Source organism: Neoactinobaculum massilliense (assembly GCF_900604955.1).
In the GTDB taxonomy this organism is placed as follows: Bacteria; Actinomycetota; Actinomycetes; order Actinomycetales; family Actinomycetaceae; genus Neoactinobaculum; species Neoactinobaculum massilliense.
The window spans coordinates 30,355-52,460 of record NZ_UWPE01000001.1; the positions used below are offsets into that span (position 1 = coordinate 30,355).

At 61.9% G+C, this 22,106-nt stretch carries 17 protein-coding genes and 4 tRNA genes; 11 read left to right on the forward strand and 10 right to left on the reverse strand.

Annotated features, from left to right (window positions below):
• Nucleotides 1-51: 51 nt before the first annotated feature.
• Nucleotides 52-504: a LytTR family DNA-binding domain-containing protein gene (locus EIH27_RS00125; RefSeq protein ID WP_124038941.1), complete on the forward strand. Its 453-nt coding sequence runs from the start codon at nucleotides 52-54 to the stop codon at nucleotides 502-504.
• Between the two features lie 7 nt (nucleotides 505-511).
• Entirely contained in the window at nucleotides 512-970 is a 459-nt protein-coding gene (locus tag EIH27_RS00130) for a DUF3021 domain-containing protein (RefSeq protein ID WP_206424841.1), read from the forward strand.
• A gap of 338 nt (nucleotides 971-1,308) precedes the next feature.
• On the opposite strand, the gene EIH27_RS00135 is transcribed toward EIH27_RS00130, so the two are convergent.
• The 4 genes from EIH27_RS00135 to EIH27_RS00150 all read right to left on the reverse strand — a co-directional run bounded on the left by EIH27_RS00135 (nucleotide 1,309) and on the right by EIH27_RS00150 (nucleotide 2,215).
• Nucleotides 1,309-1,566, reverse strand: a complete 258-nt coding sequence (locus EIH27_RS00135; RefSeq protein ID WP_124038943.1) for a GlsB/YeaQ/YmgE family stress response membrane protein — start codon at nucleotides 1,564-1,566, stop codon at nucleotides 1,309-1,311.
• A gap of 355 nt (nucleotides 1,567-1,921) precedes the next feature.
• Nucleotides 1,922-1,994 (reverse strand) — tRNA-Phe (locus tag EIH27_RS00140).
• A gap of 39 nt (nucleotides 1,995-2,033) precedes the next feature.
• Nucleotides 2,034-2,107, reverse strand: a tRNA-Asp gene (locus tag EIH27_RS00145).
• Between the two features lie 35 nt (nucleotides 2,108-2,142).
• Nucleotides 2,143-2,215 (reverse strand) — tRNA-Glu (locus EIH27_RS00150).
• Between the two features lie 226 nt (nucleotides 2,216-2,441).
• On the opposite strand from EIH27_RS00150, the gene EIH27_RS00155 reads away from it, so the two are divergent.
• From EIH27_RS00155 to EIH27_RS00170, 4 genes are all read left to right on the forward strand, one after another.
• Complete coding sequence (locus EIH27_RS00155; protein WP_124038944.1) at nucleotides 2,442-4,247, forward strand: mechanosensitive ion channel family protein; 1,806 nt, start codon at nucleotides 2,442-2,444, stop codon at nucleotides 4,245-4,247.
• 282 nt (nucleotides 4,248-4,529) lie between these two features.
• Nucleotides 4,530-4,934 carry a peptide-methionine (R)-S-oxide reductase MsrB gene (gene msrB, locus EIH27_RS00160; RefSeq protein ID WP_124038945.1) on the forward strand — a complete coding sequence of 135 codons (405 nt, stop codon included), beginning with the start codon at nucleotides 4,530-4,532 and terminating at the stop codon, nucleotides 4,932-4,934.
• 227 nt (nucleotides 4,935-5,161) lie between these two features.
• Nucleotides 5,162-5,953 carry an endonuclease/exonuclease/phosphatase family protein gene (locus EIH27_RS00165; protein WP_124038946.1) on the forward strand — a complete coding sequence of 264 codons (792 nt, stop codon included), beginning with the start codon at nucleotides 5,162-5,164 and terminating at the stop codon, nucleotides 5,951-5,953.
• 294 nt (nucleotides 5,954-6,247) lie between these two features.
• A complete protein-coding gene (locus EIH27_RS00170) occupies nucleotides 6,248-7,168 on the forward strand; it encodes an AEC family transporter (protein ID WP_124038947.1) in 921 nt (306 codons plus the stop codon).
• 244 nt (nucleotides 7,169-7,412) lie between these two features.
• On the opposite strand, the gene glpK is transcribed toward EIH27_RS00170, so the two are convergent.
• On the reverse strand, nucleotides 7,413-8,954 hold the full coding sequence (gene glpK, locus EIH27_RS00175) for a glycerol kinase GlpK (RefSeq protein ID WP_124038948.1): 1,542 nt from the start codon (nucleotides 8,952-8,954) through the stop codon (nucleotides 7,413-7,415).
• Nucleotides 8,955-9,101: 147 nt separating this feature from the next.
• Between glpK and EIH27_RS00180 the strand changes: the two genes are divergently transcribed.
• A complete protein-coding gene (locus EIH27_RS00180; protein WP_277424083.1) occupies nucleotides 9,102-10,055 on the forward strand; it encodes a sugar-binding transcriptional regulator in 954 nt (317 codons plus the stop codon).
• Between the two features lie 59 nt (nucleotides 10,056-10,114).
• On the opposite strand, the gene EIH27_RS00185 is transcribed toward EIH27_RS00180, so the two are convergent.
• The 3 genes from EIH27_RS00185 to EIH27_RS00195 all read right to left on the reverse strand — a co-directional run bounded on the left by EIH27_RS00185 (nucleotide 10,115) and on the right by EIH27_RS00195 (nucleotide 15,566).
• Entirely contained in the window at nucleotides 10,115-11,605 is a 1,491-nt protein-coding gene (locus EIH27_RS00185; protein WP_124038950.1) for an AI-2E family transporter, read from the reverse strand.
• Between the two features lie 218 nt (nucleotides 11,606-11,823).
• Nucleotides 11,824-13,839, reverse strand: a complete 2,016-nt coding sequence (locus EIH27_RS00190) for an ABC transporter ATP-binding protein (protein WP_206424842.1) — start codon at nucleotides 13,837-13,839, stop codon at nucleotides 11,824-11,826.
• Nucleotides 13,836-15,566, reverse strand: a complete 1,731-nt coding sequence (locus EIH27_RS00195; RefSeq protein ID WP_124038951.1) for an ABC transporter ATP-binding protein — start codon at nucleotides 15,564-15,566, stop codon at nucleotides 13,836-13,838. The genes EIH27_RS00190 and EIH27_RS00195 overlap by 4 nt, the downstream gene beginning before the upstream one ends.
• A 408-nt stretch (nucleotides 15,567-15,974) precedes the next feature.
• Between EIH27_RS00195 and EIH27_RS00200 the strand changes: the two genes are divergently transcribed.
• The gene (locus tag EIH27_RS00200) at nucleotides 15,975-16,427 is read left to right on the forward strand and encodes a hypothetical protein (RefSeq protein ID WP_124038952.1); all 453 of its coding nucleotides are present in this window, start codon (nucleotides 15,975-15,977) and stop codon (nucleotides 16,425-16,427) included.
• 71 nt (nucleotides 16,428-16,498) lie between these two features.
• Here the strand turns inward: EIH27_RS00200 and EIH27_RS00205 are convergent, their stop codons facing one another.
• Together EIH27_RS00205 and EIH27_RS00210 are read right to left on the reverse strand one after the other, a co-directional pair.
• Nucleotides 16,499-16,867, reverse strand: coding sequence for an iron chaperone (locus EIH27_RS00205; protein WP_124038953.1), 369 nt, complete (start codon nucleotides 16,865-16,867; stop codon nucleotides 16,499-16,501).
• A gap of 133 nt (nucleotides 16,868-17,000) precedes the next feature.
• Nucleotides 17,001-17,077: transfer RNA gene (locus EIH27_RS00210), tRNA-Lys, on the reverse strand.
• A gap of 227 nt (nucleotides 17,078-17,304) precedes the next feature.
• On the opposite strand from EIH27_RS00210, the gene EIH27_RS00215 reads away from it, so the two are divergent.
• The 3 genes from EIH27_RS00215 to EIH27_RS00225 are packed head-to-tail and all read left to right on the forward strand — an operon-like array spanning nucleotide 17,305 to nucleotide 22,027.
• Nucleotides 17,305-17,934, forward strand: coding sequence for a hypothetical protein (locus EIH27_RS00215; RefSeq protein WP_124038954.1), 630 nt, complete (start codon nucleotides 17,305-17,307; stop codon nucleotides 17,932-17,934).
• A gap of 8 nt (nucleotides 17,935-17,942) precedes the next feature.
• Nucleotides 17,943-21,005, forward strand: a complete 3,063-nt coding sequence (locus tag EIH27_RS00220; protein ID WP_124040064.1) for an RNA degradosome polyphosphate kinase — start codon at nucleotides 17,943-17,945, stop codon at nucleotides 21,003-21,005.
• A complete protein-coding gene (locus EIH27_RS00225; RefSeq protein WP_124038955.1) occupies nucleotides 21,002-22,027 on the forward strand; it encodes an NUDIX hydrolase in 1,026 nt (341 codons plus the stop codon). Before EIH27_RS00220 ends, EIH27_RS00225 begins: the two co-directional genes overlap by 4 nt.
• Nucleotides 22,028-22,106: the final 79 nt, after the last annotated feature.

The window sequence follows — 22,106 nt, forward strand, 5'->3', positions numbered from 1 at the left end:
TTGGGAAGCGCCATCTTCACTAGTCAGTGATGCGCAACGGGAGGTGCTCGGATGAAAACAACAACGCAAATCGACCTGACGGCCGAGGAAACGGAGGTGACCATACGTGCGCGAGCGGTCTCCTCGGAGGTCCGCCGTATTCAAGATGCGCTCGGGCAGATTGCCGCCGGACATAATCCATGGGAACTCATCGGTATGCGCGGGGATCGTGCGACCGGCCTTCAACTAGGTCAAGTGATGAGGTTCCACACCGCGGGCAAAAGAGTGATGGCCCAGACCGTCGATGGTGACTGGAACGTGCGGCGCCGGATCCGAGACCTGGCTGAGGCCTTGGACCCTCACGCATTTGTGCAGATCAACCGGGGCGAGATTATCGCACTCAGATACGTGCAACAGATGGACTTCTCGGTGGCCGGCACTATCGGCATCACGCTTGTAGATGGGACGCGGTCATTCGTATCGCGGCGCTCGCTACGAGCATTCAAGCAGGCGCTTGGGTTGTAGGGGGTTGATGATGGACTGGAAGAACATCCGCAGAAGAGCAGCAATCGGCGGTGTCGTTGGTATTGTCGTTGGCGTTTTAATTGAGCTCGCCTTCTCGGCACACTATGGATCCGCGTATGTGCCGGGGAGCTCCGCGTTTCTTGCCATGTTCTCAAACGAGAACGCGGCGGTGCTAGTTGAGCGGTGTGTATATGCGCTCCTGGGAGTGATACAGGGGGCGGCAGGCGCTATTTTTGCCGTTGATCGCTTCTCCTTAGCGAAGGCGACGATGCTTCATATGAGCGTGATCGTGGTGTCGCTGATCCCGGCGGCAGTGTACCTGAGGTGGATCCCTGGCGGCTGGGCGATCGTCGGGTTCGTGGGGATTACGGCTGGCATCTATGGGGTGATCTGGGTGGTTATGTGGCTTTGCATCCGCTCACAGGTGCGGCGACTGAACGGGCGGTTGAGTGGGGCACAACGGTAGAGCGACAAGACGTGCGACAGGTGGGCTTCGAGTGCTCACCGGCCGCTTCAGTTGGCAGATCACCCGCGAGGTTCGCCTTGCGGGTATCCCGCGTGCATTGGCCGCTTCCGAAGTGGTGCCCCTGCTGATTGGACAGATTAGAAGGATTGGGCGGATTGGGCTAATTGGCCGGCCGGGCGTGCCCGCAACGATTCGTAGGTGGTTAGTGCACTTCAAAGGTGACTTAAACACCTACAAACGGCACCAACCACCCGCCAACCGACGGGTTGGGTCACCGCAGGTTGGCAGGATCACCCCGGTATGGGTCACCGCCTGCGCCACCTGCTTACCGAGAGTGCCTACCGCACGTTCCGGTTGTGCGGCCCTACATAGAAGCTGATGAGCAGCATGGCTACGAGGATGCCTGCGATGAAGGAAATAATGCCGTGGCCGGGGCCAATGAAGTGGTTGGTCAGCCAGCCGCCAATGCCCGAACCAGCTGCGCCCAGAATTATGGTCCACAGCATGCCGATGTTGTGATCGCCCTTGAGGAAGAAACGAGCCAGCAGTCCAACGACGATACCGGTGATGATGTACCCGAAGATTGTTCCGATCATGTGCTGTCCTTTCGTTGCTGCGGTGAATGCGCATTGCTGCGGTGAATGTGGCGGCGCGTGGTGCGCGCTGGTAAACGGCAAGCCTACCGTGCTTCCTAGCGAAGGAACTGTGGGACGGTGGCCGTGAGCTCGACTGGTTGCCATAAGGATGATCGGGTGAGACAACTAGCCGTGTCAGGAACGACGTGCGGCTACTGAGCGTCTCGGAGTTGATGAGGTGAGACAATCGATAGGAACGGCGCCGTACAGGAAATCCGGGAATCGCGGATAATGTGAGCCAAATCTATCCAGACTGCATTTCAAATTTGTACTAGCAGCTGTAAGGATGAGTAGCGCAAGCAGCGCTATATGAGAGTGGCTCCGACCGGCGTCGATCCGGTGACCTTTCGATTTTCAGTCGAACGCTCTTCCAACTGAGCTACAGAGCCGAGACAAACAAAATCCCGGACCGCTCCGGGATTTGCTCGCGACCCCGACGGGACTTGAACCCGTGACCTCCGCCGTGACAGGGCGGCGCGCTAACCAACTGCGCTACGGGGCCAACTTACGCGGCGAACCGCGGCAAGTGACCTTGCGTACCCCCAACGGGATTCGAACCCATGTTACCGGAGTGAAAGTCCAGCGTCCTAGGCCTCTAGACGATAGGGGCGAAATTCCTCAGTGGGGAACTCGATAAGCATATACGGAATGCTCGCAACGAAGCAAACCCCGATTAGCGTGTCCTTCGTCACTAGAGAATCTGGGGGTGTTGTCCTGGGCCCGGGTGGGTCCTGGGCCCAGGTGGTGGAGTGAGGCTGCCTGGGCGCGAAGCGCTCTCAGTGAACGCTCAGTGGGCGCCCGGCGAATCTGTCGGAACCCTTCAGTACCCTGGAACCATGCAAATATCCGATGTACTTCAGGCGTTCACGCACGCTGCCTCTGCAGGTGCCACCGCTACGCCAAGCGGTGGCAATTCCACGGCGGAGGTGGCTGCGGAGGTCACCGTTGATGTGGTGCAGGTACTCGGTGCCGGTGCGGCCGGGCTGGTGGTTGGCTTCCTGATAGCCGTGGTGGGCATGGCCATCCTCAGATACGGGTTCCGCCGCGCGAAGCATGTGCAGGCCATCATTCAGCCGCTGGAGCGCGCCGTGCCATTTACCGTGGCCATTCTGGGCGTCATGGTGTCCATGAACATGCTTTACAGCGGGCTGTCGGATTCGCAGAAACCGTCGTTCGCCTCAGGCGTACAGCACATCATTCTTATCCTGCTGTTTGTCGGCATCACGTGGATGGCGCTGGGAGTGGCGCGGGGTTTGTTCGACGTCGTCCTGGCACGTACGAAGGTACGGGAACCGTCGCGCGTGCGGCGCGTGGAGACACAGGTGCAGATCCTGCGGCGCGTGGTGGCGGCGGTCATTGTGGTACTGGGTATTGCGGCCATTCTGCTGACATTCCCCTCTATGAGGGCGGCCGGTGCATCGATCTTTGCTTCTGCCGGGTTGATATCTGTGGTGGCCGGCATTGCTGCCCAGTCAACGCTGGGAAATGTATTTGCGGGGCTGCAGTTAGCTTTTTCAGATTCCATTCGTGTGGGTGATGTGGTCAATTGGAAGGGTGAGTTCACCTACGTTGAGGAGATCACACTCACGTACGTGGTGCTGGCCGTGTGGGATGGGCGGCGGCTTATCGTGCCGTCTTCCGAGCTCACCACCCAGACATTTGAGAACTGGACCCGCAAGAATCCCGGCATGCAGGGTGTGGTGTCCGTCCATGTGGACTGGAATGCGCCCCTCGGTGCGATGCGGGCGGAACTGGCGCGAATCCTTGCTTCCACGGACCTGTGGGACGGCAAACCGGGCACGCTGGTGGTGGCGGACGCGGGGGAGGATAGCCTGCGCGTCGATATCTTTGTATCCTCCGCCAATCCCTCCACCATCGCGGATCTTAAGAACTATGTGCGCGAGGGCATGGTGGTGTGGCTGCGTGAGCACTCGCCCATTTCTGTGCCGCACAAGCGGATAGTGGAGTACACGGGGAGCCAGTCGGACCTGGATGCACTGTCTGAGGCAAATGACGAATCCGCTCATATTGAAGGCACAAGTGGCGATGCTGCGGCGGTGGATGGAGATGCCGGGAAAGGCGGCGGTACGGCGCGTGGTGGCAAGGCCGGAAGATCGGCGGCGCGAGCACAGGGCCGTAGTAGCCGCACTACTGAAACAGGTGCTCGCGCGGGACAGCGAATGCCCGGCGTGAAAGCGGGTGGCACGGGCGTTACCGTGTCCGCTGCCGACGCCACCGAGACCACCGTGCTGAACGCCACGGAAATTCTTGGTGCGCTGCCGCGGCGAATCCCCGTGGAACAGCGCATGGAGAAGGCTTCTACGCCGGCAATTGACCATGAGACTACCGCTGGTGAGTCATCTCGTTTTTCCACCTCGGAGCTGGCAAAGAACTTTTCCGGTCCCGGGGAAGACGTGCAGCGCGAACGCACCCGTAGCTTCCTTATACGTACGGGGCAGATCAGTGATCAGCTCAGTGATGCGGAGATTGAGGCCGCTGTTGATGAAGAAATGGCGCGAGAGAAGGCAGAGAACGGGCCACGAGTGGAGGGCAACACGAATGTGTCCGGAATAGAGGGCGCTGACGGCGAAGGCGGGGATCCGAACGATTCGGCAGGCGATGTTGCCGCGGACGGCGAGTGAGTAGCGGTTGGCAGAAAACACGACTGGAGTGAAGCGACCCGTGGCGAAGCGGTCCGGGATGAAGTGATCTGGGGTCAAGCGTGGCTAGGGGAGAGGTGATCCGGGGTGAGGCGTTGCTGGGGGGGATCCGGGGTGAAGCGGTCCGGGCAAACCAGCCGGACTATCAGTGAGCGATATAAGGGCCGGCAGTGCGAGTAGCGAGATAGCGATTGAGCGGATTCACCTGCGAGCGGGCTAGAAAGGGGCCCGCGCGCAGGCCTGAGACAGAGAGAAGAGACGGAAATGACGGAGATTTCAAAGACCATCGCTGAGTGGAAAGAGCTACTTACCCCCATCGAGTTTGACGTGATGCGGAATGCTGGTACAGAGCGGCCGTGGACGGGCGAACTGCTGGAGGAAAACCGTGAGGGCGTTTACTGCTGTAAGGCATGCGGAGCCGAGTTGTTCCACTCGGACACCAAGTTCGATGCGGGCTGTGGCTGGCCCTCCTTTTATGATCCAGCAGACTCTGACGCTGTCACCACGGATATCGATTACCGGCTTGGCTACGCGCGCGTGGAAGTGCGCTGCGCTAAATGCGGGTCGCATCTAGGCCACGTGTTCCCTGATGCGCCGCAAACACCTACCGGTCAGCGGTACTGCATGAATTCCGTGGCCCTCACCTTTACGCCAAAGAATGCGGACTGACCACGGCGTCGCCGGTAATCATTGGCACCGGGGTCTCGGTAGCGCGGGAGACTGGCTCCGGCGTCGCCGGTAAACCGGTAAAACCTGCCGCCTGAGGTAAAACGCGGCCGCCTCCGATAGAACCTGCCATCTCGGGTGAAACTGCCGCCTCCCGTTGAACCTTCTTGCCCCCGGTAAAACCCTGCCACCTCCGGTAAGATAATCAGAGATTGTTCAGGAGGACACAGATGAGCCAGTTGCATGCGGTGAGCTTCCACGTTGGTGAAGGCAAAGCCAACCATCCCGTCAAGCCGGGCACCAGCGCGCTCGATTGGGAAGCGGAATCCATCCGGAAGGCCGCGGTGAGCATTGCTCATATGGGGCCGGACCTGCTGGCGCTTCAGGGTGTGCGTGACCGCGTCAAGTCGGGTCCGCTGCTCAGTGAATTCGTGGCGGCGGGGAACTTTGAGGATGTTCTCTTCCTGCCGCAGCGGTCGGTCCTGGCGGCCAAGTGTGCGGAGCGGCGTGGTAAGCATCTGACTGGCGTTGGGGTGGCACTCGCCTCGCGCTACCGGATTCGCCGTGCGCGCCTCCTTTCTCTCCCCGAATCGGATGACGAAGGCACGCTTGATGCCGTGCTAGCCATCTTTGCACCTGCCTCCCGCGTGCACGTGGCCATTCTTGCCCAGGTCGAAGCGCCCGGGCGGGATATCTTTGTTGCCACCACGTGCCTTTCTCGGCAGAAGGCCCTCCGCGCTTTACAGCTCACGTTCGTGCGGCAGCAACTGGATGATTTTGCGGTTGCCTACGGCGGACCCGGTGCGCCGCGCGCCATCCTTGGAAGTCTCGGTATGCCGGTGGCGGAACTGCGTGGTGCGCTCTCTACCCCAAACGTTACGGAGCTTCCTACTACACCCATTGAACATCCAACGCTTGTCACGGATTACTTTGTCGGTTCGGCCGTTCGCTTCTCTAGCCTTGAAACTCAGGTACTGCCGGTCTCGGATCACCGGGCGCTCCGCGGCAACCTCATCTTCTAATTCGCGCCGGCGCTACGGCGCGTGGTGCGCCTATCTTTGTGCGTGGCGCGGCCGTCTTTGCGTGTGCTACGTCCGTCCTTGCGCACCGCGTGTCCGTCCTTCCGCGCGGCCCGCGCTGGCGCGCCTCGGAATTGCACGTTCTGGTGCGCCACCGGCTCCGGCGCACTCTCGCACCCGGTGCACTGACGCCTTCGGGGCTATTTGTTCTAGCATTTCATCCGCTCTAGTACGCCTTCCTGGCGTGGGCTACACATCACTTCCGCCCCGGCGAACCGGGGAGAATCGCGGCTATCTGTGTCCGGCGTAATCGCATCTTTCGCGGCCATTCTGTTGGCGATGTTCGGCGGATACTATCTGGCGGCACGCGGCATTACTCCGCCGGGCACCGAGGGCGTTCTTATGCGCATCGTGTTTAATGTGGTGCTTCCGTGCATGCTGTTCGGCACGATGGTGCGGGCAAACCTCAAGGCGGTGTTCTCCGCCAGCGGCCTGGTCAATATTCTCACCACGCTGATAGCCACTCTGCTTACCTTCCTCATCATGCGGTTTATCCTGCGCTGGCGCGGTGCAGAGCTGAGTATTGCCACGATCGCCGTGGGTATTACAAACGCGGGCAATCTGGGTACGGCCTTCCTTGCCGCCATTACCCACGACGCCTCCCAGGCCGCCCCCATCATTATTTTTCAGATTGCCATCATTACGCCGATTGCCTTCTGGATTCTTGACGGGCAGACGGGCCGCGAGTCCGGCGGTATTTGGCGCTCCATCCTCCGCCAACTAGAGAATCCGGTACTGCTCTCCGTTCTCATCGGCCTGGCGGCGGCGCTGTGCCACTGGGAGCCGCCGGCGTGGATCATGCGTCCGGCGGATTTTGTGGGTGCCGCCTCCGCTCCGCTGGTTTTGCTTGGCATCGGCATGTCGATGCGGGGTGCGCGTCTGCCCAAGTTCGGTGGCGGGCTGGCACCCGTGTGTGTGGTCACGTTTATGCGCACGGTAGCGGCGCCGCTCATCGCCACCGGACTCGGCTGGGCGTTCGGTCTACACGCGGCCGCGCTGCTCCCCGTGGTGGTGGTCAGCGCATTCCCCACCGCAAACAATGTTTTTGTCTACGCGCATCGCTACCAGACGGCCATTCCACTCGCGCGCGACGCCAATATCATCACCACATTCGCCTCGTTGATCTCCATCTTCGTAATCTCCGCGCTTTTCCTCTAACGACGCCGTCTGCGCGGCCAAGCTGCTGTGGGAACCGGTGCGTACCCGATTGTCGCCTGGACAAGGTGGGGCCTGAGGCGAGCCGCTCACCCGTAGTAAGTGCGTGCCCCTAACGTGGCGTCGCACGAACGACGGCGTGGCGCTTCGTCGCGCGGTGACCACGGCGGCGTCGAACCTACGTGAGAAGGCCTGGAGTAAACAAAACGGCGCCGTTAAACAACGACGCCGTTTGAGAACGTGGACCCTACTCCGAAAGGACGCGGGTGTCCTCGTCCACCCAGTTGAGGGTGCGATCCACGGCCTTGTGCCACAGGCGCATGCGACGGTCACGCTCGGCTGTGTCCATGCGCGGGCTCCAGCGCTTGTCCTCGGCCCAGTTGTCAATGACGTCCTGGGTGGAATCCCAGAAACCAACGGCCAGGCCGGCGGCATACGCGGCGCCGAGGGCGGTGGTCTCGGTGACCTTGGGGCGCACCACGTCCACACCCAGCAGGTCCGCCTGGAACTGCATGAGGATCTCATCCACCGTCATGCCACCGTCCACGCGCAACTCCTGGAGGGTCACGCCGGAATCCTTGTTCATGGCGTCCAGCAGGTCGGCGCTCTGGAACGCGGTGGATTCGAGAACGGCGCGGGCGATGTGGTTCCGGTTGATGTAGCGGGTGAGACCCACGATCACGCCGCGCGCATCGGTACGCCAGTAGGGGGCGTACAGGCCGGAGAAGGCCGGCACGATGTAGGTGCCGCCGGCATCCTCCACCTGGCTGGCCAGCTCCTCAACCTCGGAGGAACTGGAAATGATGCCCAGGTTGTCGCGCAGCCACTGCACCAGGGAGCCGGTCACGGCCACGGAACCCTCAAGCGCGTACACCGGCTTCTGACCGCCCAGCTGGTAGAGCACGGTGGTGATGAGGCCATTGCTCGAACGCATCGGCTCCTCACCGGTATTCATGAGCATGAAGTTACCGGTGCCGTACGTGTTCTTCGCCTGGCCCTTGTTGAAGCATGCCTGCCCGAAGGTGGCCGCCTGCTGGTCACCGAGGATGCCGGCGATCGGCGTATCGATGAGCAGGCTGTTCTTGGCGCCGTAGCCGTATACCTCGGAGGAAGAGCGGATCTCGGGCAGCACGGACATGGGGATGTCCAGGTCCTTGCACACGCCCTCATCCCACTGCAGGGTGCGGATGTTCATGAGCATGGTGCGGGAGGCGTTGGTGACGTCCGTGATGTGTACGCCGCCATTGATGCCGCCGGTCAGGTTCCACAGCACCCACGTGTTCATGTTGCCGAAGTAGAGATCCCCGGCTTCCGCGCGCTCGCGCACGCCTGGCACATTGTCCAGGATCCACTTGATACGGAAGGCGGAGAAGTACGTGCTGATTGGCACGCCCACGCGGTCGATGTACTTGTTGGCGCCCTCCTTGGCGATGAGATCAGAGACGATCTCCTCGGTGCGGGCGTCCTGCCACACGATGGCGTTGTAGACGGGCTCGCCGGTGTGCCGATCCCATACCACCGTGGTTTCACGCTGGTTGGTGATGCCTACCGCGGCCAGCTGGTGGCGGTTAATCTGGGCCCGAGCCAGCGTGTCACCAACGGTGATACGGATGGCACTCCAGATTTCCTTGGGGTTATGCTCCACCCAGCCGGCCTTCGGGAGGATCTGAGTGAACTCCTCCTGGGCGGTAGTGACGATCTGACCTGCGTGATCAAAAATGATGCAGCGCGTGGAGGTGGTGCCCTCATCAATTGCCATCACGTACTGCGGTTTTTCTTCGTTAGCCATTTTCTCCCCATTGAGTGGTCGATACGTCCTAGAGGCGTTCGCCCTATAGCCGAAACGTCCTAGTAACGTAAAAGTATTTGCATCTTCCAATAGTACCGTTTGCGTGACATTACCCAAAAGGTTGCACGTTCGTGCAATAATGGACCTGTGAATGGGGACCTTAGACTTAGAGATGCCTACCAGGTAGCACGTTTGTACTACGACAAGCATCACACGATGGAATCGATCGCATCGCGCATGGGCGTGTCGCGTTCGACCGTGTCCAGACTACTAAAAATTGCGCGCGACGAGGGCGTAGTAGAAATCAGCCTGCGCCCGCCCGGGGCTAGCCGCCTGGTAGAGACGCAGGAGGAGCTGGCGCGTCTGTATGGCGTACAGGTGACCGTGGTGCCCACGCGGCGCGCCGGTACGGAGCAGGAACGGCTTCGGCTGGTAGCGCAGGCGGGCGCGCGTGTGCTGAACGACATGATGGAGCCGGATATTACGGTGGCATTTTCCTGGGGCACCACGCTCGCTGCGCTGGCCAGTGAATTGGAACCTCGCGCGCTACCCGGCATCAAGCTGGTACAACTCAATGGTGCCATTGATTCGCGGGGCATGGGCCTCACCTACGCCAATGAGGTACTCGGCGCCGTTGAGCGTGCCTGGGCCACCCACGCTCGTCATCTGGCCATTCCCACCTTCTTCGATCACCCGGAGGCAAAAGAGGCCGTCAGCCGAGAGAGCTTCGTGCGTTCCGTGGTGGAGGCACGCAATCGCGCCACTCTGTCCGTATTTGGTGTGGGCTCCTTTGAGACCGCCATCCCGTCTCACGCGTATACCACCAGCTATCTCACCGCCGAGGACCGCAGGTACCTGCTGGAGGACGGCGCGGTGGGGGATGTGTGCACCGTGTTCATGCGGGCGGATGGTTCTCAGGATGGCATCCGGATGAACCGACGAGCATCGGGTCCCACGATCGCTGAATTGCAGCGGGTGCCGCGCCGGTTGATGATGGCAGCCGGGCCGCAGAAGGCCGCTGCCGTACGTGCCGCCCTGCGCGGTGGCGCCGCCACCGATGTTGTCTTGGACGACGCCGTAGCGGCCGCCATTATCGGGTAGGTTCCGGGGCATCTACCGGCGTATGCGGCGCTGCCCCGGTGGGCGGCCTGAGGCCCGACCTAATGCTGGTCGCTTTCGGGCGTGGTTGTCTTATCGGCCACCAGGTCCGCGGGCAGCGGCGAGTCCGATTGACGGCCGGCCGGGCGAGCCACGATCGGCGCGCCCCCGCGTGCACACGTGTTCATCACCCGATCAGCCTGCGCGTGGAGCGCATTACCAACGGCTGTGCCCTCCAGATTCTCCATATTGGGGAGCGGAATACGGCTCAGAGGCGGATCGGGTTTACGCCGGAGTACCTTGTACACCTCCCAGCAGATGGACATGAACGGCACCGCGACAATGGCGCCCAGTAGGCCGCCGATGAACGTGCCGGCCGTGACACCAAGCGCGATGGTGACGGGGTGGAGGGATACCTGGTGCCCCATGATAAGCGGCTGCAGAATGTGTCCCTCGATCTGGCCGATCAACGCAATGCCAAGCAGCACGATGATGCCCACCACCACGCCGCGGGTGGCCAGCGCAATAATGGCGGCCACGATCATCGCCAGCGGTGCACCGATGAGCGGGATAAAGGCGCCGATCATTACCAGCGCGGCCAGCGGCGCCGCGAGCGGTACGCGGCACAGAAGCAGCAGGGTGGCGGCCATGAGGCCGTCGATGAACGCAACAATAATGGTGCCGCGCGCGTAACCGGAGAACGAATGCCAGCCGGCCAGTGCGGCGTCGTTGGTACGCTGGCGGGCACTCGCGGGAAGTATGTTCAAGAACCAGAGCCACATGGTGCGGCCCTGAAGCATAAAGAAGATGGCGCAAAAGACGCCGAGAAACAGAATGGTGATCCCCAGGGCCACGGTGCTGGCCTGGGAGACGGCCTGCTGGGCCAGGTTCGCCGCGTTGCGCTGCACGTAGCGGGTAGCCTGGCTAATAAGGGTCTGCAGGCCCTGGTTCATCTGTTCCGGCGTGGTCTGGACGGGTGATACCTCACTCACCCACTGGAAAATCCCATTGATGCCGGCGGAGAGTTGAGCACCCAGGCTGGTCCACTGGGACACCACCGAATCGACTATCCACGTGACCAGTCCGGCGAAAATGAGGAAGAAGCCGAGAATTGCGATGAGCACGCTCCAGCCGCGCGCCAGCACTCGGTTCAGGGTATCCACCGCCGGGAGGAGCAGAGAGGTGAGCACAAAGCCGAAAAATACGGCTACCAGCACCCACTGAACGGCGGCGGCCATGTGGAAAATACCCCACACGGCAAGCCCAAGCCCGAGAAGCAGCCATGCCGAGACACCCCAGCCCGCCAACCACGGCTGCACGCCCACCGGATGGACGGTGACGTGGCGTGTGGGCGCCTTGGGGGCGGGCCGATAGTGCGTGTCGTTTCGTTCGCTGGATTGCCTGGATTGCTTCGGGGAAAGCGGAGCCGAAAGAGGCCGGGCAGGCTGCTGTGCTGTGTTTCCCAGTGCGGGTAGCTCAATGCACTCAGGGCCGACGGGTGCCTGCGGGTGCACCGAGGCAATCCACTCGCGGAACCGGTTGAGGAAGGACATGGCTCTCCTTTGTTCGTTCGCAAGTCTATGCGCCAGCGCGTCGTACGACGACGTCGTGACCGGTACGTGGTGACGGTGTAGTTACGTGGTGACGGTGTAGTAAAGAAGGCGTTTACAAAAAACGCGCGGACAGGCCGCGCGTTTGTATCCGCCTGCCGGTGCGAGCTCGGGCCCACATCGGCAGGCGTGACCGGTGGAGTTGTCCCACCGGTGGGCTATTAGTGCGAGGCCTCCTCGTCCAGATCGATGGCGGCTCCCGTGAACTGCGAGTTATAGAGCCGGTAGTAGGCACCCTTCCGGGCCAGCAGCTCCTCATGGTTGCCCTGCTCCACGATGGATCCGTGCTCCATCACCAGGATGAGGTTCGCATCCCGAATGGTGGACAGACGGTGGGCAATCACAAAGCTGGTGCGTCCCTCGCGGAGCGCAGCCATGGCCTTCTGCAGCAGCGATTCGGTGCGGGTGTCCACGGAGGAGGTGGCCTCATCAAGGATGAGAATGGCCGGATCCGAGACGAAGGCGCGGGCGATGGTGATGAGCTGACGTTCGCCGGCAGACACGTTCGCCGCGTCCTCCTCCAGCACCGTGTCATATCCGTCGGGGAGTGTGGAGACGAACCGATCCACGTAGGTGGCCTTCGCGGCGGCGATAATCTCCTCATCCGTGGCGTCCTCGCGGCCGTACCGGATGTTCTCCTTGATGGTCCCCTTGAACAGCCAGGGATCCTGCAGCACCATGCCCACTCGTGCGCGCACATCGTGCCGGTGCAGGTCCGCGGTGGGCTGGCCATCCAGCAGAATGTGGCCACCCTGGATGTCGTAGAACCGCATGATGAGGTTGACCAGCGTGGTCTTTCCGGCGCCCGTGGGGCCCACGATGGCGATGGTGTGCCCGGGCCGCGCGTCCAAATTGAGATCCTCAATCAGCGGATGCGCGGGATCATAGGAGAAGTCCACGTGCTGGAATTCGATCCGGCCGGGGCCGGGGTTCAACGCGGGTGCCGCCGGATCCTCCGGTTCCTCCTCGGCGGCATCGAGGAACTCGAACACGCGCTCGGCGGAAGCGGAGGCACTCTGCAGCTGGGCAAAGGACTGCGCCAGCTGTCCCAGTGGCTGGTTGAACTGCTGGGAATACTGAATGAACGCCTGCACGCTCCCCAGCCGCATCTGCCCGGTGGCCACCTGGAAGCCGCCCACCACGGCCACGCCCACGTAGGTGAGCAGGGAGGAGAAGGTCATGAGCGGCATGATGGAGCCGGCCAGGAACTGGGCGCGGAAGGAGGCGTGATACAGCGCCTCATTGCTTTCGGAGAACCGCTGCTGCACGGATTCCTCGCGGCCGAAGGCGCGCACCAGTGCGTGAGCGGAGAATGTTTCCTCTACCGCCGCGTTGAGCCGCCCGGTTTCCTTCCACTGCTTCTGGAAGGCCACCTGGGAGCGGGGACTGATGATGCCCATGATGACGAACATGATGGGGATGATGATGAGCGCGATGAGCGCCAGCTTCCAGGAGGTCACGAACATCATGATGAGCAGTCCCGCCACCCACATGATGTTGTTGATGAAGCCCGCAAGCGTTTGCTGGAGCACGTTGGCGATATTGTCCATGTCGTTCGTGACGCGGGAAATGATCTCACCGCGTCGCGTCCGATCAAAGAAGGAGAGCGGGAGGCGGTGGATTTTCGCCTCCACGTCCCGGCGCAGCTTATAGATGGATGCCATCACCGCGCGGTTCCAGATGTAGCCGGAAAGGAAGTCCAGCAGGTTCGCGCCAATGTACATGAACAGCGTGGTGACCAGCACAATGGACAGCTTCGTGAAGTCCACGCCCGCACCCGGCGTGAGGTTCATGGCCGCGATCATGTCCGCCTGGGAGCTATGCCCGGCGGCGCGGAGTCCCTCCACGGCCTGCTGCTGAGTGACGCCGGCGGGGAGCAGGCGCGAAATCGCCCCCTCGAACAGGATGTTGACGGCCTGTCCCAAGATTTGCGGGGTCCACACGGTGAGGATGACCCACCCGAGGCCGAAAACGGCGGCGAGTACCACCCACCACTTCCACGGCCCCAGCAGGCTCACCAGCCGCTTCACGGTGCCGCGGAAATCCTTGGCGCGCTTGGTGTTGGCCCGCCCCGTGGGGGCGGCACCGTTGCGGTCAAAGTCCTTGCTTGCCTCTTCGATGGCGCGGGTGGCTGCGGCTGCGCGCTCGCGCTGGCTCAGTTCTTCGTTCTTGCTCACTTGGCTTCAGCTCCCAGCTGGGATTCCACAATTTCGCGGTATTCCGGGGTCGATTCCAGTAGTTGTGCGTGGGTGCCCATGCCCACTACGCGGCCGGCGTCCAGCACCACAATGAGGTCCGCGTCCGTAATAGTGGACACGCGCTGTGCGACGACGATTTTGGTCACGTCCGGTTGACGCTCCCACAACTGCGCTCGCAGCCGAGCGTCCGTGGCCAGATCTAGCGCGGAGAAGGCGTCGTCAAATAGGTAGATGTGCGGGCGATGGATAATCGCGCGCGCGATGGCCAAACGCTGGCGCTGTCCGCCGGATACGTTCGTGCCGGCCTGCGAGATCGGGGCGTCCAGGCCGCCGGGCATTTCTTCTACGAAATCCTTGGCCTGCGCGATTTCAAGCGCCTCCCACATGTCCGCCTCGGTGGCGTCCTCGCGCCCAAAGCGCAGGTTAGAGGCGACGGTGCCGGAGAACAGGTACGGCTTCTGCGGGACGTAGCCGATGGCGCTGGCCAGTGCGGCGGATGAAAGATCCCGCACATTCACCCCGCCAACCAGCACCTGGCCGGCCGTCGCATCATAGAGCCGTGGAATGAGGTTAGCCACGGTGGTTTTTCCGGAACCGGTGGAGCCGATGAATGCAATGGTGCTGCCCGGCTCCGCCACAAACGAAACGTCGCTGACCACGGCCTCTTCGGCGCCGGGGTAGGAAAACTCCACGTGACGAAACTCAACGCGCCCCGGGGTGGGGAGCGAGGTAACGGCGTCGTCCCGGAACGTCACGGAGGTTTCGGAACGCAGGACCTCATTGATACGTTCTGCGGACACGCTTGCGCGCGGAATCATCATGGACATGAACGCCGCCATGAGAATGCCGGAGAGGATTTGCATGAGGTAGGTCATGTAGGCCACGAGGGTTCCCACCTGCGTGGTGCCCTCATCTACCTGATGCCCACCAAACCAGTACACGCCCACCAGGGCCACGTTCATAATGACCATCGCCATCGGAAATACGATGACGAACAGCGTGCCGATGCGCGTGGCCACGCGGGTCATGTCGCGGTTGGCGGTGCTGAAACGGGCACGCTCCGTATCCTCCCGGACAAAGGCGCGTAGCACGCGGATGCCGGTGAGCTGCTCGCGCAGAATGCGGTTGAGGTTATCCAGGCGGGACTGATAGGTGCGGAACGCGGGCAACATGGCCATGGTGACATAGCCGGCCACGGCCAGCAGCGCCACAATGGCCACGGCCATGAGCCAGGACAGGCCCACATCCTGCCGCAGCGCCATGATTACCCCACCGATCGCCAGGCACGGCGCGGATACCAGAATGACCGAGCCGAAGTGCGTCATAATCTGCACCTGCTGGACGTCGTTGGTGGAGCGGGTGATGAGGGAGCCGGTGCCAAACTGGGAAAGCTCCTGCTCGGAGAATTCGGATACGTGGCCATAAATATCGCGGCGCAGATCGCGGCCTACGCTCATAGCCATTCGCGCACCGCAGTACAGGCCGGCGATCGCCAGCACCACCTGGAGAAGGGCCACTAGCAGCATGCGCACGCCCGTGCCCCAGATATAACCCGTATCGCCCGTGGCCACACCATTATCGATGATGGCCGCGTTCAGTGAGGGCAGATAAAGCTGGGCGAATGTTTGGCACAGCTGAAAAACAAGGACGCCGGCGAAGTAGGGCCAGTAGGGCCGTATATACCGGGTGAGAAGACGAAGAAGCATGGTTCTCCCGGGGCTAGAAAAGGGTGAAAAGCGCGATGTTCGCGCATATGCGCCTCACCCTACTCCGGGGGTGGGCGAATGGTTGATATTTCGCCGCGGGCGGGACGTGAAAATATTCACTGGGTGCGGGTGCGGGCGTGGGTGCGCTGGTGTGGGTGCGGTTGCGCCGGTGAGGTACGACGCCGGCGGCGCGGCATGCACCGCAGACGTTGGTGAACAAGCGGAGTTACGCCGTTCACATGTGGCGCTGTCACAAGAAAATATGGCGAAATTGTCACGCATTGTTTACCTGTTGGTTAAACTTCGCACTTATTCTCGTTGGCACATAAGCTCGTTTGGCCGTGTACGAAAAGTAGAAATACGTACCGCGGCGGGCCAACGAGCAGCCGGAATGGAAAGGAGGCCGCAATGTTTGGAGTAGGACGCAAGGCGAAGCGCTCGCTACGCACCAGTGAACGGTGGATCAATGACGAACATCTGCGCGCCATTGTTTCCATTTACGCCCAGGAAGTGGCGCGTTACGCGTGGGATTCACTGGTGGGGTACTGCATGGTGCAGGATTCCCGCATCCTCACGGATGAGCGCCTGACCCTCAGCATGGCGCCGGTGGAACATACCATTCGTACGGAGCCGGCTCGCCGGGTGCTTCTCACCTATACGAACTGGCGCCGAAGCCTCCGTTCCGCCGGGTATCGGCCGTGGGACGTGGTGGTACTCGGCATGGATGCGGTGAGTGGTGCGGTCACCGTGCGCTACCTGGATGCGGGCGATGCTTCCGCGTTTCGGGCGGAAAAGGACCCGGAGAAGCTGCTGGATCTCGCGGCTCATGTGCTTGACGAATCCGCACATATCCCGGCGTGATGATGGTTCACGGGTGCCTCCGAGCGGTGTATACGGGACAGGCGGTAGCCGCTCGGGCCATCATGCGCGCACTACTCGTGCCGCCAGAAGGTACGGGTGCCGCGCTTAGAGTCCATGTTGAATGCGATAACGTCCCGCAAAATATCCGTGGGCACCGGTGCATCCCAATCAATGTGTGCGAGCATCTTCGTGGGGGTCAGGCCGGCGGCCTCGAAGCGCTCGCGGAAAAGGTCCATGGTGAATTTTTCCGCGGAGAAGCTCACATGCTTGCTAGCCACAGAAAATCCGATAATGAACGTGCCGTCCATGGTGAACATGGGCTGATTCCACTTATAGACGGGTTCCAATTCCGGGAACGTGGTGGCCACCCACTCGAGTATTTCAAGTACGCGGGCGCGGTGTGCGGCGTCGGGGACTTTCTCCAGAAACGGAGCGCACATGGTGGCCAACTGCATAGGAACCCTCCGGGAATTGTGGCCCGTGCGGGCCATTTTTTATCGCGTACTCGGTATGGATGCTGCGGGATGCGCGTACCACGCGTAACACCTCCACGAGGTACTGCATCGCCGCATTTGGTGCCCCCCGTGGGATTCGAACCCACAACCCATGGATTAAAAGTCCAGTGCTCTAACCGTTGGAGCTAGAGGGGCAGACATGCATAGTTTAGCGACTGAGTGCGAAAGTGGAAGCCCAAATTTATGGGCCGTGTGTGGACGTTCGCGCAGGCAGAAACGTACGTGCGGATACCGACGTCGGCGGAGGCTTGCCGGGGAAATACCGCGCGAACAGAAGCTTGCGGGTACGGAATAACTCTGCGGGCAGGGAAAATGAGCGATGTCGGAACAGCATGAGAGAATAACGGTGGAAAGGACAACCGATGGCCAACAATTTTCGGCGCCCGGCACAGATTACGGACGCGCAGCTTGAGGATATCTCCGCCCGTCAGAGCATTCCCGAGGATTCGGAACTGGCGCACGTCACCGCCCAGGCGCTGTTTCCCACCCGCTCCGTGTGGGCGCCGGATGATCCGGCCGTTCGCGATCGCATTCTTGAGTTAATCCGCACGGAAGGTGTGGATCCGGTGGCGGAAAGCTGGGCGAATTCGCCGGAGAACAGCCTGCCGGGGATTTTCTGGCGTGGGTATTTGCTGCGGGAGTGGATCCGCCGCTTCCCTGAGGATGTAGCCGGGCGGCTGCACTCGGCGGCCACGGTGCTGCGGGAGCAGGGCGCGGCCGGCGTGGCACGGATAGAAAAAACGCCGGAGCCGGACGCGCTGCGCGCGGTGTGGGATCGCATACTGGCCGGCACATTCCAGGACAGTTTGGCCGAGGTGCTGGCGGCATCGGCGTACTTTACGCAGACCATTGGGGAGGTAGATCCGGCATGGATCGGCTCGCCTTCGCACCCGCTTGCCACCCGCGTGACTCGGCGTGATCGCGCAATGCTTGCTACATCGAAAGAGTTCAGGGAGGCAGCTGAATTGGCTAGAAAGGGAGCACTTCAGTGAGCACGGGTATGACCACGGAACTGGCCACCATGCTTCGCACTATCGGTGCGGAGGCTACGGCTGAGGACGGCGTGGAGCCATTTGATGAGCAGACACTGCTGGATGTTTCGGGTGCCGCCCCGAAGGGGCAGGCGTGGACCATCGGTGAGCCGGTAGCAGGTATCGCTTACCGAGGGCGCAGCGGCAACGTGGAGTTGGCAGTGCGGCCGGATGCTCGCGGTATGGGGCTAGGCCGACAGCTCGTTGCCGCCGTGCGCGGCGACGCCGAGGCGGCATTCTGGGCGCACGGTGATCTACCGGCAGCTCGCGCACTGGCCAAGGCGGCCGGACTGGTGTCGGAGCGCGTGCTTCTCCTGCTGGGCCGCACGCTGGAGGCGGGTGAGGGCTTACCCGAGGGGCGCATCCCGGAGGGGATTACCGTACGCAACTTTGATCGCGCTGTGGATATGCCCGGTCTGGTTGTGTTAAATGCGCGGGCTTTCAAAGATTTGCCGGATCAGGGGCTCCTCACGGAGGACGATTTTGCCGCGCGGATGGACCAGCCTTGGTTTGACGCGTCGCTCCTCTTCATCGCTGAGCGTTCCGGGGAACCGGTGGGGATGCTATGGCTGAAGCCTGAGCAGGATTCCCTTGAGGTTTACGCGGTAGGAGTGGTGTCGGCGGAACGCGGTGTGGGTCTGGGCTCCTATCTGGTGGCGCTTGCGCTGCATACGGCGTCGGAGCGGGGTTATCGGCGTGTCTCCCTGTACGTGGATGCCTCAAACAGCGCGGCCGTGCACGTGTACGGCAAAATGGGTTTCGGCGAGGTCGAGCGCCACGTGCTCTACGGGGTGGTGGAGGGTGCCTCCCTACCACGGGATTTCACCCAGAATGACATCCTGCGTCAGGCTCGGCTGGGTTCGGCGGTGTCCTCAAAGTCCCTGCGCGAGCTCGCGCGTGAGGCGCGTCACGAGGTGGACAAGGAGGGTTCTTCTCGCCTCCCGAAGGGACGCTTCGCTGATCGCGAACTCTCCTGGTTGGCTTTCAACGAGCGCGTGCTGGAACAGGCTGAGGATCAGGACCTGCAGCTTCTAGAACGAGCCTGGTTCCTATCGATCTTCACCTCTAATCTGGACGAGTTCTTCATGGTTCGCGTTGCCGGCCTCAAGCGGCGTATTGACGCGGGCATGGCCGTCACGGCTGCCTCGGGACTTCGTCCCACCCAGGTGATGGATGGTATTTCCAAGCGCACCCACGAACTCGCGGAACGTCAAGCTCGCGTATTCCGTGACGACGTCGTCCCCAAGCTTGCAAAAGAAGGCATCATTCTTCGGCACTGGAACGAGCTGAAGAAGAAGGAGCGTACGCGCCTCTCCCGCTACTTCAAGTCCTCCGTATTCCCGGTGCTTACTCCGCTGAGCGTGGACCCGTCCCATCCTTTCCCCTATATTTCGGGGCTCTCGCTTAATATTGCCGTCACCTTACGTCGGGGTGGGAATCCCGTGTTCGCCCGGGTCAAGGTGCCGGGTGTGCTGCCGCGCTGGGTGAGTATCGCCAGGGCCGGCCGCGATGCGGATGATCCGGACATTGGAGATAACCCGAATGAGTTCATTGCGCTGGAGGAGCTCATTGGGGAGCACCTGGACCAACTCTTCCCGGGCATGAAGATTGAAAGCCATTCCTGCTTCCGCGTAACGCGTAATGAGGACGTGGAGGTGGAGGAGGACGACGCCGAAAACCTGCTTACTGCGTTAGAAAAGGAGCTGCGGCGCCGTCGCTTTGGACCGGTGGTGCGGCTCGAGGTAGAGGAGGACATGCCGGACCGGACGCTCCGGTATCTCAAGAAGGAACTTGGCTTGCGTTCCTCGGATGTGTATCGGCTGCCCGCGCCGCTGGATCTCGGCTCCCTTGATGAGCTGCATGACGTGGACCGGCCGGACCTCAAGTACCCGAAGTACGTGCCCGTAACACCGCCGGGCCTGACAGACGGGGAATCGGCGAAGCCCGCGGACATGTTTGAAAAGATCCGCGAGCATGAGGTGCTGGTGCACCACCCCTATGAGTCCTTCTCCACCTCCGTGCAGCAGCTGTTGGCGCAGGCGGCTATGGATCCCAAGGTGCTGGCCATCAAGCAGACGCTCTACCGCACCTCCGGCGATTCCCCCATTGTGGATTCACTAATTCGGGCGGCGCAGGCGGGCAAGCAGGTGCTGGCCGTGGTGGAAATCAAGGCGCGGTTTGACGAACAGCGCAACATTGAATGGGCGCGCAAACTGGAGCGTGCGGGCGTGCACGTGGTGTACGGCATGATCGGGCTAAAAACCCACTGCAAGCTGGCCATGGTGGTGCGGCAGGAGGATGAGGGGCTGGTGCGCTACTGCCACGTGGGCACCGGCAATTACAACCCCAAGACGGCGCGCGGCTACGAGGATCTGGGACTGTTCACGTGTGATCACGATGTGGGGCAGGATCTTACGCGCCTGTTCAACCGTCTTTCCGGTTTCGGCGCCAGTCAGAGCTACCACCGCCTGCTGGTGGCGCCGGAGGGTATTCGTGCCGGCATCATGAAGCGGATTGAGCGGGAGGTCCGTAACAAGCAGGCCGGTAAGCCCGCCTGGATCAAGTTCAAGGCCAACGCCGTGCTTGATGAGCCGGTGATTGATGCGCTGTACCGCGCTAGCCAGGCCGGCGTACCCATCTCCATTCAGGTGCGCGGCATCTGTGCGTTGCGTGCCGGTATTCCAGGGCTGTCCGGGAATATTCGGGTCCGGTCCATTCTGGGGCGTTTCCTTGAGCACTCGCGCATTTACGCGTTCTGCAATGACGGTGATACGGATGTGTATATTGGCTCGGCCGATCTTATGCATCGCAATCTATCGCGCCGCATCGAGGCACTCATCAAGATTGTGGAGCCGGATCAGATCGCACAGCTGGTGGAACTCATCGACGTCGCCTGTGCCAACACCACCAGCTCGTGGCGGATGGGCACGGATGGCTGGACGCGGGTCACCAAGTCCCCGAAAGGAAAGAAGCTGGTGGATATCCAGGAGCTGCTCATGAAGCAGGCACGCTCCTCGGTGGCAAGCCGATGAGCGCCGAGGTTGAGGCCGCCGGGGCGATCGTGTGGCGTCCAGCTGGAAAGGGGACCGTGCAGCCCGGGCAGTGTGAGGAGCCCGGGCTGCGTGAACCCGGGCGAACTAATCCCGAGCAACCCGAGCTGGATATCTATCTCATTCATCGGCCTCGATACGATGACTGGTCCTTCCCCAAGGGAAAGCGCAAGCACGGCGAGGAAATCCGTACCACCGCCATTCGTGAGGTGTATGAGGAAACTGGCCTGCACGTGGCACTTGGGTGTCCGCTGCCGGATTCGCGCTATCGGCTGTCCTCTGGCCGGCCCAAGGTGGTGCATTTCTGGTGCGGACGCGTCCTTTCACCGGACGCTCCCGCGGTGCGCGCCAGGCCCGCCTTTCATCGCGCCAAGCACGCGGAAGTGGACTCGGGAGAGTGGATGCCGGCGGCGGAGGCCATGCGGCGCCTCACCTCGGCCGCGAATCGCAAGGAATTGGCAGCCTTTCTCAAACTATGGCGCAAACATGGCGGATGCGCTGAAACCGCCGTGCTGGTGCGGCATGCGCGCGCCAAGAAACGCAGTGCCTGGAAAGGCGCCGAGGCGGAGCGGCCACTCACCCGGCAGGGAGCGGCTCGATCCGTGCGCATTGGCGGCCTACTTTCCGCATACGGCGTGGCTGAGCTGCACACCTCGCCGTGGCGGCGATGCGCGCAAACTCTTGAGCCCTATGCTGCGGCGGCTGTGCTCACGCCCATCACTCACGGTGAGGTGACCGAGGATGCCTTCGCGGCGAACCCGGATCTCACTGCCGAGGTAGCCGTGGAATTGCTAGCCCGTCCGCAGGTGGCCCGCGCCCTGTGCGTTCATCGGCCCACGCTCGGCGCCATCCTGAAGAGTCTCGCTGCTCACGCGGTACCAAAGGTACGCAAAGCGCTTCCCGCGGCAAACCCGTGGCTAAAAACGGGGGAGTGCATGGTGCTTCACGTGAAGGGCGGCCGCGTGGTGGCTATGGAGCGAGTGCGACCGCTTGCCTCCGTGTAGTGTGCGGCGCCGTTCACGGGGACGGCGACGCCACATTCTCCAGTGCGGTGCGGGCGTCCCGACGCCGGTTCGACGTCGG

Coding starts and splice junctions, on each gene's coding strand:
- EIH27_RS00185 (WP_124038950.1), bottom strand. CDS start 11,605: ATGTCCTTCCTCAACCGGTTCCGCGAGTGGATTGCCTCGGTGCACCCG.
- msrB (WP_124038945.1), top strand. CDS start 4,530: ATGACGGAGATTTCAAAGACCATCGCTGAGTGGAAAGAGCTACTTACC.
- EIH27_RS00135 (WP_124038943.1), bottom strand. CDS start 1,566: ATGATCGGAACAATCTTCGGGTACATCATCACCGGTATCGTCGTTGGA.
- glpK (WP_124038948.1), bottom strand. CDS start 8,954: ATGGCTAACGAAGAAAAACCGCAGTACGTGATGGCAATTGATGAGGGC.
- EIH27_RS00125 (WP_124038941.1), top strand. CDS start 52: ATGAAAACAACAACGCAAATCGACCTGACGGCCGAGGAAACGGAGGTG.
- EIH27_RS00205 (WP_124038953.1), bottom strand. CDS start 16,867: ATGTGCGCTCCGTTTCTGGAGAAAGTCCCCGACGCCGCACACCGCGCC.
- EIH27_RS00165 (WP_124038946.1), top strand. CDS start 5,162: ATGAGCCAGTTGCATGCGGTGAGCTTCCACGTTGGTGAAGGCAAAGCC.
- EIH27_RS00130 (WP_206424841.1), top strand. CDS start 512: ATGATGGACTGGAAGAACATCCGCAGAAGAGCAGCAATCGGCGGTGTC.
- EIH27_RS00215 (WP_124038954.1), top strand. CDS start 17,305: ATGGCCAACAATTTTCGGCGCCCGGCACAGATTACGGACGCGCAGCTT.
- EIH27_RS00220 (WP_124040064.1), top strand. CDS start 17,943: ATGACCACGGAACTGGCCACCATGCTTCGCACTATCGGTGCGGAGGCT.
- EIH27_RS00200 (WP_124038952.1), top strand. CDS start 15,975: ATGTTTGGAGTAGGACGCAAGGCGAAGCGCTCGCTACGCACCAGTGAA.
- EIH27_RS00195 (WP_124038951.1), bottom strand. CDS start 15,566: ATGCTTCTTCGTCTTCTCACCCGGTATATACGGCCCTACTGGCCCTAC.
- EIH27_RS00225 (WP_124038955.1), top strand. CDS start 21,002: ATGAGCGCCGAGGTTGAGGCCGCCGGGGCGATCGTGTGGCGTCCAGCT.
- EIH27_RS00155 (WP_124038944.1), top strand. CDS start 2,442: ATGCAAATATCCGATGTACTTCAGGCGTTCACGCACGCTGCCTCTGCA.